The sequence below is a fragment of the Methylococcus sp. EFPC2 genome (assembly GCF_016925495.1).
Classification (GTDB): Bacteria; Pseudomonadota; Gammaproteobacteria; order Methylococcales; family Methylococcaceae; genus EFPC2.
Genome location: NZ_CP070491.1, coordinates 618,065 through 630,755, shown reverse-complemented (window position 1 = coordinate 630,755; position 12,691 = coordinate 618,065). Strand labels below are relative to the sequence as shown.

The 12,691-nt window shown below is 60.7% G+C and carries 9 protein-coding genes; 1 reads left to right on the top strand and 8 read right to left on the bottom strand.

The window, feature by feature from the left end:
* Positions 1-162: 162 nt before the first annotated feature.
* The 4 genes from JWZ97_RS02840 to JWZ97_RS02825 all read right to left on the bottom strand — a co-directional run bounded on the left by JWZ97_RS02840 (position 163) and on the right by JWZ97_RS02825 (position 3,510).
* Positions 163-441: a YMGG-like glycine zipper-containing protein gene (locus JWZ97_RS02840; protein WP_205433279.1), complete on the bottom strand. Its 279-nt coding sequence runs from the start codon at positions 439-441 to the stop codon at positions 163-165.
* A 38-nt stretch (positions 442-479) separates the two neighbouring features.
* Positions 480-890 (bottom strand): Rap1a/Tai family immunity protein, encoded by a 411-nt coding sequence (locus JWZ97_RS02835; RefSeq protein ID WP_205433278.1) that lies wholly within the window; start codon positions 888-890, stop codon positions 480-482.
* Positions 891-953: 63 nt separating this feature from the next.
* A complete protein-coding gene (locus JWZ97_RS02830) occupies positions 954-2,132 on the bottom strand; it encodes a hypothetical protein (protein ID WP_240342452.1) in 1,179 nt (392 codons plus the stop codon).
* Positions 2,133-2,361: 229 nt separating this feature from the next.
* Complete coding sequence (locus JWZ97_RS02825; protein ID WP_205433277.1) at positions 2,362-3,510, bottom strand: patatin-like phospholipase family protein; 1,149 nt, start codon at positions 3,508-3,510, stop codon at positions 2,362-2,364.
* A 583-nt stretch (positions 3,511-4,093) separates the two neighbouring features.
* Between JWZ97_RS02825 and JWZ97_RS02820 the strand changes: the two genes are divergently transcribed.
* On the top strand, positions 4,094-5,731 hold the full coding sequence (locus JWZ97_RS02820; RefSeq protein ID WP_205433276.1) for a mechanosensitive ion channel family protein: 1,638 nt from the start codon (positions 4,094-4,096) through the stop codon (positions 5,729-5,731).
* Positions 5,732-5,746: 15 nt separating this feature from the next.
* On the opposite strand, the gene JWZ97_RS02815 is transcribed toward JWZ97_RS02820, so the two are convergent.
* The 4 genes from JWZ97_RS02815 to JWZ97_RS02800 form a co-directional block, all read right to left on the bottom strand.
* On the bottom strand, positions 5,747-7,165 hold the full coding sequence (locus JWZ97_RS02815) for a DUF2252 domain-containing protein (protein WP_205433275.1): 1,419 nt from the start codon (positions 7,163-7,165) through the stop codon (positions 5,747-5,749).
* A 181-nt stretch (positions 7,166-7,346) separates the two neighbouring features.
* Positions 7,347-10,040, bottom strand: coding sequence for a glucosidase (locus JWZ97_RS02810; protein WP_205433274.1), 2,694 nt, complete (start codon positions 10,038-10,040; stop codon positions 7,347-7,349).
* Positions 10,041-10,179: 139 nt separating this feature from the next.
* The gene (locus JWZ97_RS02805; RefSeq protein WP_205433273.1) at positions 10,180-11,166 is read right to left on the bottom strand and encodes a transporter; all 987 of its coding nucleotides are present in this window, start codon (positions 11,164-11,166) and stop codon (positions 10,180-10,182) included.
* Positions 11,167-11,288: 122 nt separating this feature from the next.
* Complete coding sequence (locus JWZ97_RS02800; protein WP_205433272.1) at positions 11,289-12,686, bottom strand: DUF1254 domain-containing protein; 1,398 nt, start codon at positions 12,684-12,686, stop codon at positions 11,289-11,291.
* Positions 12,687-12,691 lie beyond the last annotated feature (5 nt).

Sequence of the window (12,691 nt, the reverse complement as noted above, 5' to 3'; positions counted from 1 at the left end):
TCGAACGCGAGCGAGCGAATACTGATGGTTTCGGCAATACAAGATCTTGCGAGTTAAATTGTGTGGCTTCCCCCTTAAAAATTATTCAATTCAAGTGCTCGACCTGAAACAGCCCATGCGCAATCCCTCCTCCCCGCTTGACCAACTGATCGGCCCGGGAAGTTAACGCCCGGCGTCACGGCGACCCTGCTCGTAGGCACGGTTGACCGACTCCTTATGCTTGCCGTAGGCGTATCCGCCCAATGCCCCGGCGCCAGCGCCTATAGCGGCACCAAGCCCGGCATTCCCGGCGATCGCGCCAATGGCGGCACCGGCGGCAGCGCCGCCTAGAGAGCCAGTCATCGTGCGCTGTTGGGTGTCAGACATCCCGGCGCAACCGCTGAAAGCCGTCAGCAACGCCAGGGCCAAGCAGGCAACCAGGGTCTTGTTGTGGGTCTTCATGGGTTTACTCTCCCCGTCGTAGTTTCTTGAAGTAAAGGTCAGCGGCTATCGGCGGAACTGCCTTTGGAACACGGATAGGTCTCGCTCAGATACTTGATCAGGACGTTGCCGACGGCCTCCTGGTCATATTCCGGATGGGCTTTCGCATAACCCAGGTAGGTTTCCACGGCCTTAGCGCGGGTCAGGGACTTGGGCAAACAGAAAATCGGCTCGACGTCTTTGCCTTCCTGCAACGCCTCCTGGTATCGGACCAGGCCGACCCCGATCCCATGACAGAAATGAATCGCCGCGATGTAGTTGGGATCGGCGGGCTGCGTCGAGCACACGGCCGCCAAGTCGGCATTGTTCCGAATCTCGAAGTTGATGGGCTCGACGGCAAGGCTGACTGCGGGCAGGACTGCCAGTGCGAGTGCCACGGCAGCGGATGAGAAATGCGAAGCGTGAGGCATGGATCTCTCCTGTTTTGTTGATATTTCACGGCTCGTCGGACGAGGAAGAATCACCTAACACCGTTATGCCAGGGTTCCCAGCAACTTCAGCAACAAGTCCTTGATCGGAACCTCGATGGCGAACAGCGCCAGCATCGGAATCGCGGCGGGCACAGCCACGGCGAGGAGCGCCGCCTTGCCGATGGGAGCCACCCGCATCTTTGCTACGGCGTCGTAAAGGCTCACGGTATCTGCCACCGGGCCAATTTCCGGCGCCTCCAGCAGGGGCGGATCGTCGAGCGTTTCTCGCAGGATCCAACGGCGCTGGACGAGACGGCCGTGCTCACCGACCAGGGCACCGTATTCCAGCAGCGCTCGCCGCCTGGCGCCGGCCAGGGTGGGAATGAACACCATGAGCGGCGCCAGGCACAACAGCACCAGAACGATCAGGAATACCGCCACCACTGGTTTCAGAGACTGCACGTGCACGCCGTGATAGATCACATCGTGTGCCAGCCGGGATGCCACCACGGCGGATATGGCGAAAGCAAACAGGCTAAACGCCGTAGGAAGTTTTTCGAGGAAACCGAGGCCGCCGGCACGGTCGGGGTGGGTCGGAACGATTTGGAGATTCAGAGCGGCGATGCGTTTCAGCAGCAGGACCATCAGTACCAGCCGCCAAAGCCAGGCACAGATCAGGGCGAGAAATATCGGCCGGGCCACATAAGCCATCCACCAGCCTCCGAATCCCAAGTGGAGAAACACCGGTTCACCGACATTGGCCCACACGAGTTCATGCTCCACCTCATGGGGCTGCTGCAACCCCACCCCGGCGACAATGATGGCCCCGATCAGGACCCATGGAAGAGTGCTGTTGCGCAGACGGACCATGCCCCGAAGTATCTCCCTGAAGGCCTCCCGCTGCTCGTCCCGCACCAGGCCGGAGGTTTGAAAGTGAGGGATGAGGCGGGTGGTCAGGCCGTGCACCATGCCTTCCCCGACAATCAGCAAAGGCAGCGCGACCAGGAAGCGAACGTGGATACCGAAATGCTGCAGCAAGGGCTCACCGACGGTACCCGGCAACGCCCTGCCGTTGACCAGCGCCCACAGCGCGATGGGCAGCCAGGCCAGCAGGGCGAATAAAATCGCCCGCCGAACCAGGCCCATGCCATGTTCCGGGATCAGGCCGATGCGGCGCTGCAGTCGAAACAACAAATCGTCCCGAACCAGGGAGATTCCTAAATCCGATTCTTGTGCGTTCATCTTTTATCCCGACCTTGCCCATCCGACGTTATTTGATGAAATAACCGCGCTGTTGCATGCACGCGGCAAAGGCGCTGCTGGTTTTGCTGGCGAGCTTTTTCCCGCGCCGCCTCCGCTGCCGACCACAGCGCCTATGGCCGCCCTATTCCAAAATCGCCAGGCAACCCGTTGCTCCCTTCGCCGGCGATTGCGTCCCGTCCTTTTGTGGGCTAGGGTGCGAAAGGTGCCGCTACTGCGGGACCTGGCCTAAAGTCCGGTCCGGCCGCAGTCGAACCGGATGGGAGCCGTCGCCACCGGTCCCGGCGCCCGGCAAACCCGGCGGTTGCTTGAACCAGTGGTAGCCATGACTGGCCAGCCGGTATCCGGTATCGAAGAGCACGGTCATCACGTGGGTGTCGAACTCGTCGGAACGATTGGTATCCATCGCGTCCGGGATGTAGGCCAGGTTGAAATCCAGTCCATCCTGCAGCGCCGAGACGTAGATGCGGTAGATATCGCCGACGCCTTGCGCCTTGATGAGGGAGGAGACCGACCGCGGAGCGATCTTGCGCATCAGTGGCGTCATGTCCTCCCAGGCCGGTTTGATTCGGGTGTTCCTAAGGACGAACGCGCGGAACTTCCGACGCGGCTTTGCCAACCCCAAGTCGTCGCGGGCCTTGGCCGCGTCGAACATGGGGCCATAGAGAAACACCTGGTTGGCGACGCCTCCGTCCACGTGCATCTCGTCGTAGCGCCTGCCGCCCGCCTCGACGTCGAAATAGGCGGGCGGGAAGGCCACCGGGACAGCGGCCGAGGCGATCATGATCTTGCGGAACAGCGCGGCGGCGTCGGGGTGGCCGGACGCGGCGATGGCCCCCATGTTCCAGACCACCGGCCGCTGAGCGTCCAGGGCGGTGGTGCCGATGTATAGCCTGCGCCCCTTGGCGTGTTCCGCGGCGATGTCCTTGATCATCTTGTCGTCCACGTATTCCGCCGTCAGCTTGGCAAGGGGATCGCTGAGGCTGATGGAATCGCCCCGCAGCATGCTGAACACGGACTTGAGCTTCAGGATGTCGTTGGACGAAATCGTCGTGTAGACCTTTTTCAGCTTGTCGTCATAGGCCGGCCCCAGGAAAGCGAAGGGAGCCGTCAGCGCCCCGGTGCTGACGCCGGTTACCGCCTTAAAGCTCGGCCGGTCACCGGCCGCGGTCCAGCCGCACAACAGCCCGGCCCCGAAGGCCCCGTCCCCGCCGCCGCCCGAGATGGCCAGGACGCTGACCGTATCCCCGTCCTTGAACAGTCCGCTCTGCTTCTCCTGTTGGATGGAGGCGATCGTGTCGTTCTGAAAAACCGGGCTGAATTCGTCGCCCCATACTCGGACGTTAGGAATGCCGGGCACCTGAACTTGCGGCTCCAGCGTAGCGGGTGGCGGCGTGTGAGGCCTCAGGGCCCCGCATCCAGACAGCTCCAGGGTAATGAGCGCGGCTAAGAAAAGCCGTACAGCTCGAAAATGTAATGCTCGAGTCTTGGTTTTCATCACTTGGCCGAACATAGTTGGGAAATGCCTTGCGGAGCACCACCCTGTCATACCGTAAATCGGACTTTCGAAAATCCAGGTTTCCAGTTCACACCCCGCCGAAACCGGTGCTGCGGGTAGCCCAGACCATCCAAATTCGGAAAAGCCTGTGTGAGCGGCGCTAAACTAACCGACCGCCAAGGCCAACCACTATGCACTTTTCGCCAAAGTGGCCCATAGCGGCAAAACTGTCTTTCGGGTCATCTTCGAGTCCGTGCATAATTCCCGGGTACGAGGAAACTAGTTGTTGTCGAGTCTAGCCGGCGTGTTGATCCTGGATCCGGCAAGCCCTCGCAATCCAGGAAAGCCAATTCAAAAGCTGGTCTCTCCTGACATCGTCACAGGAAGCCCTATGGAAGATGACACCCGATCGCTTAGATCTATGGTTCGCCCCCTGCAATGCTTGTTGCTTCTGAGCCTACTCTGGTGTCGACTCGCATCGGCCGATACCGTTGGCATCGTTGGTGGACAGCATGGTTTCCAGGCGCCGCCGGAAGCGGCGGTGACCGTGTGGGGACGCGAGATCGTGATCCTGCGTGCGCCATTCGACGATTTGTCGCCGAAGGATCGCGCGGTGGCGTCGGCGGCCCGCCTCCTGGCGATACCGAAAGGGGCATCGGAATATAGGATCGAGGCGGCAGACGCCGAGGAAGGGAAATATCAAGGAGCCTGGATCAAGGTCAATGGAATACGAGTCTTGGGGGTGCTGAGGGACGACGTCGATATGGCTGCCAACGAGTCCTTCGAACAGTACAAAGCAAATGCCATCGCCAAGTTGAAATCATGGCTGGCGGTCCGCGAAGAGCAGACGCGCTGGCCCATGTTGCTCAAAGGGACTGCCTTATCCGTGCTGGCCACCGTGCTTTACGGCGCCACCCTCATCGGCATGGCGCACCTTGCCCGCCGCTGGTTTGCCCGCCTGGGCGAGACGCCATCCAGACGCCGCATCATGTTGGGGGATGTGAATCTGCGTCCCTATCTGGCCTCGCTGGAAATTGCCACCGTGCGCTTGTCTCTATGGGGCGTGGGGCTGGGATTCGGTTATCTGTGGCTCACCTTCGTCTTCGATCAGTTTCCCTACAGCCAGCCCCTGGCGGCAAGTCTGCGGGGATTTCTGGTGGAACAGTTCCAGAAACTGGTGCAAGGTGTGGTGCAAGCCATGCCGGACTTATTCACCGTGGCGCTCATCTTTCTTTTAACGCGGCTGGTGGCCGGCGTGGTGGCAGCGTTTTTTCGCAGCGCCGAATCCGGCGGCGTGCAGTCGCTCTGGCTGGAACCGGAAACCGCTCGCGCCACGCGGCGCATCCTTGTGGTTTTGATCTGGGTTTTTGCCCTTGTCCTGGCCTATCCCTATATTCCCGGTTCGCAGACGGAGGCGTTCAAGGGCGTTAGCGTCTTCCTGGGCCTCATGGTTTCCCTCGGCTCAGCCGGGATGGTGGGACAGGTCGTCGGTGGGCTGGTGGTCGTCTACACCCGGGCCTTCCAGACCGGCGACTACGTAAAAGTGGGAGAGCACGAAGGCGTGGTTCGCGAAATCGGCGTGCTGTCCACCAAGATCGCGACGCCACGGCGCGAGGAAATTACCATACCCAACGCCGTACTCCTGGCCGCGACCACCATCAATTATTCGCGGCTAGCAAAAACGGACGGCGCCATCGTCACCACCACGGTCACCATCGGCTACGACGCGCCCTGGCGTCAGGTCCACGCCATGCTGGAAATGGCGGCCGAACGCACCCAGGGGGTTCGCGCGGAGCCTAAGCCCTGGGTATTGCAGAAATCCCTGTCCGATTTCTATCCGGTCTACGTGCTGCTATTTGCCATAGACCGGCCGGAAATGCGCTTTATCGTGCTGTCGGAACTGCACGGCCAGATCCAGGACATCTTCAACGAATACGGCGTGCAAATCATGTCGCCCAACTTCGAATTGCAGCCGGATCAGCCGGTTCTATCCCCCAAACAGACTTGGTATGCCTCGCCGGCGCGCCGGGAAACGCCCCCGCGTGGGGCTCGACGTGAACCGGGAAAATCCCAGGCTACCTGAGACAGAGGGCTTCTTTCATAGGTCTTCCTCTATCAACGTCTCGACGCGTCCGACCTCCGCTGCCGCCGCCAGGGTACCGTGATCGCGCTGCGTCTGGTCCGCGTAGCTCCGCGCGAACTCGCCTATGGCCTGATCGAAGGTATCCGACTTACCCAGATAGCCGCTGATCGTCGCGGCGTCTCCCGCTTTGGCGTGGGCGCGGGCCAGCGTCCAGCCACACACTTCGGCGTATAGCTTCAACTGCTTGGGTGTACAACCCTCAATCGGGACGGATATCTTCATGTCCCGCAGCTGGCGGCCGTAAAAATCATGACCACGCCGATTCTTGGTCCAGCCCAGGAAGATATCACTGGAGGACTGCATCAGGCGTTGTCCCATGACCACGCGCTGTCCCTGATTCTCATAGCGGCTTTTGCCCGCGTAGGGCTCGAGCACCGAGGGGCGCGCCTCCTTGAATTGAAGCAGCAAGGGATGATTTTGCGGGGAGAAAAACAGATCGACGAAACAGCGGGTGCCCACGCTGCCGATGCCGACCACTTTCAGGACCGTGTCTTCCAGGCGAAAGCGATCGAGCAGGACGCGCCGTTCGTCGGACAACGAAAGGCGATAGGCCTCGAAAGCCTCGTTCACCTCCGCCTCATAGTCCTGATCGTTTACATGAAAAATCAGCGGTGGCTGATCGATCAAGCGGTGCCGCCCTCCGGCGGTCTCGCTGATCTTGGGAAATAAGTGTTCGCCGACCCGCTGTCGCGCCTTTTCGGCAAATTTCTCGCGGCGCTTCTTGATCTTGGCGTCGGGCGCCATGTCGATCAGGGTTTGCGCATCAAGGCGCTCATACCAGACTTCCAGGGGATTCTTTTTCGAATAATCGCGCAGACGCTCCCGGTAAGCGCGAACGCTTTCAACGGCCGCGGCCCTGCCCTCCTCGTCGGAGTGATCATTGTCGCGGGCGGCCACGAAAAAGCTGGTCGCCAGACGTTTGACATCCCATTCCCAAGGCGCCGGCAGGGTTTCGTCGAAATCGTTGATGTCGAAGACCAGGTTGCGCTCAGGTGTGGCAAACAGGCCGAAATTGAGCAAATGGCAATCGCCGCAAGCCTGTACCTGGATGCCACTGTTCGGTGTGGTGGCCAGATCGTGGGCCATCACCGCGGCGGAACCTCGCAAAAATGTGAAGGGACTGCGCAGCATGCGTCCGTAGCGGATGGGAACCAGTTCGGGCACCCGACCCTGATTCGACTTCTCCAGTATGTCTATCAGATCGCGCCCTAGGCTCGACGGTTTCCATTCCGCATGGCGTTCGAGCGGCACGTTTTCGCGCAGCGCCTTGCCGGCGGCCACGCATTCCGCGCGCGGCCGGAATACCGGACGCGGCTCTTGAGACGGTTCTTCGATGACATCCGTTTTCGCGGACTTCTTCTTGGCTGTTTTCATGGTGCACCTCCAATGTCTAGCCCCATACGAAAGGCAGCACGACATGTTTCTGTCCGACTCGCTATTTTCGAACAGGCATCGTAAGGATCGCGCCCGACGGATGATTGCGTGGCCGCCTTATTGCTTATTCCAGACACCCCGCTGCCAAATACTCAGCCCGGGGTGTCTCAGAATTTGATCCTCAATTAAACCGCAGCCCACGGTTGAGAGTTTCGCCCGGCTGCTGCTCGCCTAATAGCTGCAACAGCCGCGCGACGGTACCGGTCCAGCCGGTTTGATGACTTGCGCCCAAACCGGCCCCGCTGTCGCCGTGGAAGTATTCGTAGAACAGGATGTAATCGCGCCAGTGTGGATCGGTTTGGAATTTCTCGGCGCCGCCGTAGACCGCGCGGCGCCCGCTCTCGTCCTGCAGAAAGATGCGCGTCAGCCGGGTGGCGATCTCGCGCGCCACTTCCAGCAGCGTCAGCATATTCCCCGATCCCGTCGGGCACTCGATCTTGAACCCGTCGCCGTAGTATTCATGGAACTGGCGCAAGGCCCGGAGCAGCAACAGGTTGACCGGCATCCAGATCGGGCCGCGCCAATTTGAGTTGCCACCAAACATGCCGGAATCCGATTCTCCCGGTAGATACTGCACCTGATACTGGGCACCGTCCACATCGATCTGGTAGGGGTGTTCAAGGTGCCAGCGCGACAGCGATCGGATGCCGTAGGGACTGAGAAAACGCTCTTCGTCCAGCATGCGCGCGAGAATGCGGCGCAGTTTGTCTTCGTTCACCACAGCCAGCAGCCGCCTGCCCTGCACGCCGGGCTGGGTGAGCGGATGGATGTTCGCCACCAGATCGGGGTGCTTGGCGATAAAGGCACGCACACGGTCGGCTATGTCCGGGAACTCGTCGATCACTTCCTGCGGGATGAGAGCCGTCGCCGTCAGTGGCAGCAAGCCGACCATGGACCGCACCTTGAGGCGTTGCGCATGTCCGTCGGGCAGGGTCAGAACGTCGTAGAAGAAGCCGTCCTCTTCGTCCCACAGTTCGTCGTGGTTGTCGCCAACGCGGTCCATGGAACCCGCGATCCATAGGAAATGCTGCACGAACTTCAGGATGAAATCCTGGTAGGTTGGATCTTTCCGGGCGATCTCGATCGCCATCTCCAGCATGCACTGGCTGAAAAACGCCATCCAGGCCGTGCCGTCCGCCTGATCCAGGTAGCCTCCGGAGGGCAGCTCCGAACTGCGGTCGAACACGCCGATATTGTCCAGGCCCAAGAAACCGCCACTGAAGACATTGCGTCCCTGCGGGTCCTTGCGGTTGACCCACCAGTTGAAATTCAGCAGCAACTTGTTGAAGGTGTTCTTGAGGAAGGCCAGGTCATATTCGCCGGGTTCGCGGGCGATGCCGTAATTGATCAGCGCCGCCCAGGCATGCACGGGCGGATTTACGTCACCGAAGTTCCACTCATAGGCCGGTATCTGGCCGTTGGGATGCAGATAGAGATCGCTCAGCATCAAGCTCAGCTGATTTTCGGCGAAGTCAGGATCGACCATATTGAGCGCCGACGTATGGAAAGCCAGATCCCAGGCCGCAAACCAGGGATACTCCCATTTGTCCGGCATCGAGATGATGTCGCTGTTAACCATGTGGTACCACTCGCGGTTACGAAATTGGCGCCGGCCGCCGAGTATGGGGTTGGCTTCGTGCTCCTCCAGCCAGTGGTCGAGATCGAAGTAGTAATATTGCTTGGTCCAGAGCATGCCGGCCAGCGCCTGGCGCAACACGTTCGCCTGATCCGCATTCAACTTCGGAGGCGTGATGGCGGTATAGAATTCATCCGCCTCCTGTTTGCGGGATGCGAAGGTTTGCTCGTATTCCCGGGTAAAGGGGCCCTGGTCTGCCGAGGGCGCCACGTCACTCAGCCGCAGCCGTATCACCTCGGTTTCGCCCGGCGCAACGGTCAGCTCGTAATGCGCCGCCGCCTTGGTGCCCACCAGGTCGGGGTTCACTTTCTCCCGCCGGCCGTGGACGACGGCGTCGTTAATGCCATCCTTGACGTAAGGCGTCGGATTAGGCACGCCGAACAGCCGTTCGGCGTTGGTCTCGTTCTCGGTGAATAAGAACTCGCCTGCGCCTTCGGCGTACAGGTAGCGCACGCCAAGGTCGGGGTGCGACGCCTCGACGACCAGCGCCTCACCCTTGTTCGGCAGCTCGCGCAACGCGGGCCGAGGCGCCTCGGGATTCAGCCACCAGGTATTGCGGAACCACAGGTGAGGCAATACGTGAAGCGTGGCCGTATCCGGGCCGCGATTGGCGACGCTGATTTTGATGAGTATGTCTTCGGGCGCGGCTTTGGCGAACTCGACAAATATGTCGTAGTAGCGATCTCCTTCGAACACGCCGGTGTCGAGTAATTCATACTCCATTTCGGTGCGTGTGCGTGCTGCGTTGGTTTGCACGATATCCTCGTATGGATACGCCCGCTGCGGATACTTGTAGAGATACTTCATGTAAGAGTGCGTCGGCGTACTGTCGACGTAGAAGTAATATTCCTTCACGTCCTCGCCGTGATTGCCTTCCGCATTGGTCAGGCCAAACAGACGTTCCTTGATGATGGGGTCCTGGCCGTTCCAGACCGCGAGCGACCAACACAAACCTTGCCGATCGTCGGAAATGCCGGCGATTCCGTCCTCGCCCCACTTGTAAGCCCGCGAGCGAGCCTGATCGTGCGAGAAATAGCTCCAGGCGTTGCCGTCGTCGCTGTAATCCTCGCGCACGGTACCCCACTGCCGCTCGCTCAGATAAGGTCCCCATTTCTTCCACGCAATCTTCTTTTCGCGCGCTTCGTCCAAGCGTACTTGTTCCCGTGTCGATGTAAGCATGAATACTCTCCTGTTTCCCTTGTGATCTTGATAAGTGGGATTCCGCCCATGCGTACTCCCGGACGCACTTAGCCTCGGGGGTGAACGTGCCGGCTTTTACGGGTTGCCTGTACCTCGATGTAATTGCACCAATCGCGGTTCAGAAATCCAGCGCTACCGACAGCATGCCCAGCTCACCCTTGAAACGGTTATTCACGTCATATTCGTGTATCCACTTGCCGATGAAGCTGACGCGCTTACCGCCGATTTCTGGGCTGTAGAGAATGGCAGGGCCTATGCCGGCCGCCTCGCCCCGGTAGCCGTCGACACCGGGCAAATTCAGGAAGCGGCGGGCCTGGTCGAGACGGTCGAGGAGCGGGGATTTGTCGTCGCTCAGCTGGGTGTAGTAGTAGCCGGTGACGCCGACGCCGAAGGCCTCGGAGAGATACTGGGCAACGGTGTAATCGATGTGAAGCTCGTCGCCGCTTTGGTAGTCGGTCGCAGCGTTACGGGTATTGCTGATGAAGCCGATGTTGAAGGAAATTTCGTGTCCGCGGTCGGCGTCCAGCCAGGTCAGGCCGGCGAGCGTCTCGAAAGACCAGCGGTTCAGCCCCAGATTGACGACCTTCTCGGCAGCGTAATCGCCCGTCGGAAGGAACACGAACTGGCTCAGGTTGACGTGGACGTCCCCCCACTTCCAGGTCAGGGAAAGCGGGGCGACTGCGATGTCGCCGATGCCGCCGTTGTTGTTGCGCCCCGAAACCTGATGGGGACCGAACTGGATGGACCCGGAGAGGTTGAAATCGAAAACCACCGGCAGGATCAGCGCGGCGCCGTAGCGGGCGCCGAGAACTTCGAAATCGCTGGCCCAGGCCAGCTTGAAGTTGTTCAGCCAGAGATCCTGGTCCAGATGGACCGCGCCGAAACGGCCGAGGGTCGTCCCGTCGGGAAACTGCGCCCAGTAATAGGTGAGATCGTCGCGGAAGTAGAAGCCGGGCGGCACCTGCAGGTTCATTCCGAAGTCGTTGTAAGCGCCGGGAAGATAATGACTGGCGCCGCCTTCGATGGCGAGGGCGGGATTCAACGGCAGAACCGCGGTGAGCGCGGTTGCCGCCGCGATGACGGTTTTGAAGCGAAGTAATGTCACGAAAGCTCTCTAGTCTGGTAAAGGTCGCGGTGGCAAGGGGAGGCGAAGCGGCGATCTGCGCTGCACCTCGACTCCCCTCTTCTCTTCCTCCAAGGAAACTGCGTGCCGGCTCGGAAGCTCGATTAGCTCTCGATCCGTTTGACCGGCGGGGGCGCCCAGGAACCATCGAGCACCTGCGCCTTGGGCCAGTAGAGCCTGAGGTTCATGGTGAAGGGGCCCTCGGCAGGCGCAGGCAGCCAGTTCGGCTCCCTGTCCTTGCCCGGGGATTCCCGCTGGATGTAAAGGTCCAGCGAACCGTCGGGATTGAACTTTAGCGGGTCGCGGTCGCCGATGGCGTAGCGGCCGATGGGATTGGCCGTGAATAACTGGCGCTGGTCGTACATCGTCAGTGACCAAAACCCGCGCACCGGGGGAATCTGGTCCTTGTCGAAGTGCAGGACATAGCGCTTGGTGGCGTCGAACGGCTGGCCATCGGCGTCGGCGAAAGCCGATGGATAGACCGCATCCTCTACCGCATTGGCGCCGTAACCGCCATAGGCGACGCCGGCGCGATGCAGGTAATCCGTCCCGTAGGTGCCGATCGCGGTCATGTTGGTGCGCCAACCGTTGCTCAGCACACCGGCCTTGCTCCAGGCGGCCTTGATTTGCGGCAGTGCCTCGGCTGGAGCGGCGTTCAGCGCCTCTTGAACTTCCTTGGACGCCGAAGCCAGGGAGAAGCTCTTACCGGGCTCGATGCCGATCCGCTTCATACGGTCGAGAATCGGATGGTCGTTGGCGTGCGGCGGGTTCTCCTTCATCAGCCCCGCGAACAGGCCGAAAAACGTGGCCGCGTCCATCTTGTCGATCTGGTCGGGGGGCGAACTCATGTCCTGCTTCGGATCGACCTTGCCCTTGGGCGGTATGTACGGCTTGCCGTAAGCGTGGAGCGGCACCGCCTTCATGCCGTCCTGGAACTTGTGGACCGCCTCGTAGTCGGCCTTGCCGTTGGTCTGCGTGCGCCCGATCAGCAAGCCGTGGGTTGTGGGGCTCCGGTATTCCTTGACGCCGGCCGGGAGCTTTCCCTTCCAGTTCGGGCCGACGATGGCGAAGGTCTGGGCCTCGTTACCCGTGGTCCGCGTTCCGGGAACCGTGAACACGTCGCTCCACATGTCCATCCAGGGCAACAGGAAGTAACGGTCTCCGGATGCGGGAACGCTGACGACCAGCGGCTCCCTGGAAACGTCATAGCTAAGCGGCGAATACAAGGTGTCGGCGTTGGGACGGACCACGATGGTGAACGACGGGTCGGGAAATTCCCGTATATGCCCGAATTGATTGACCGGCGCCAGGCTGCTGGTCGGTTCCGCAACGTTTGTCCCCACCCTAAACGTCACTTCGGACAGCACCAGCGGGTAGGCATAGATATACGCCTCGCGGGCGATTTCCCGGGCCTCCCCGGCGGAGACAGCCTGCTGCGCCTGGGCGCTCGACGCCCACAACGTCACGCCGGCCAATGCGCCGGCCGTCAAAAATGCTTTCATCGTCT

Coding starts and splice junctions, on each gene's coding strand:
- JWZ97_RS02840 (WP_205433279.1), bottom strand. CDS start 441: ATGAAGACCCACAACAAGACCCTGGTTGCCTGCTTGGCCCTGGCGTTG.
- JWZ97_RS02835 (WP_205433278.1), bottom strand. CDS start 890: ATGCCTCACGCTTCGCATTTCTCATCCGCTGCCGTGGCACTCGCACTG.
- JWZ97_RS02830 (WP_240342452.1), bottom strand. CDS start 2,132: ATGAACGCACAAGAATCGGATTTAGGAATCTCCCTGGTTCGGGACGAT.
- JWZ97_RS02815 (WP_205433275.1), bottom strand. CDS start 7,165: ATGAAAACAGCCAAGAAGAAGTCCGCGAAAACGGATGTCATCGAAGAA.
- JWZ97_RS02810 (WP_205433274.1), bottom strand. CDS start 10,040: ATGCTTACATCGACACGGGAACAAGTACGCTTGGACGAAGCGCGCGAA.
- JWZ97_RS02800 (WP_205433272.1), bottom strand. CDS start 12,686: ATGAAAGCATTTTTGACGGCCGGCGCATTGGCCGGCGTGACGTTGTGG.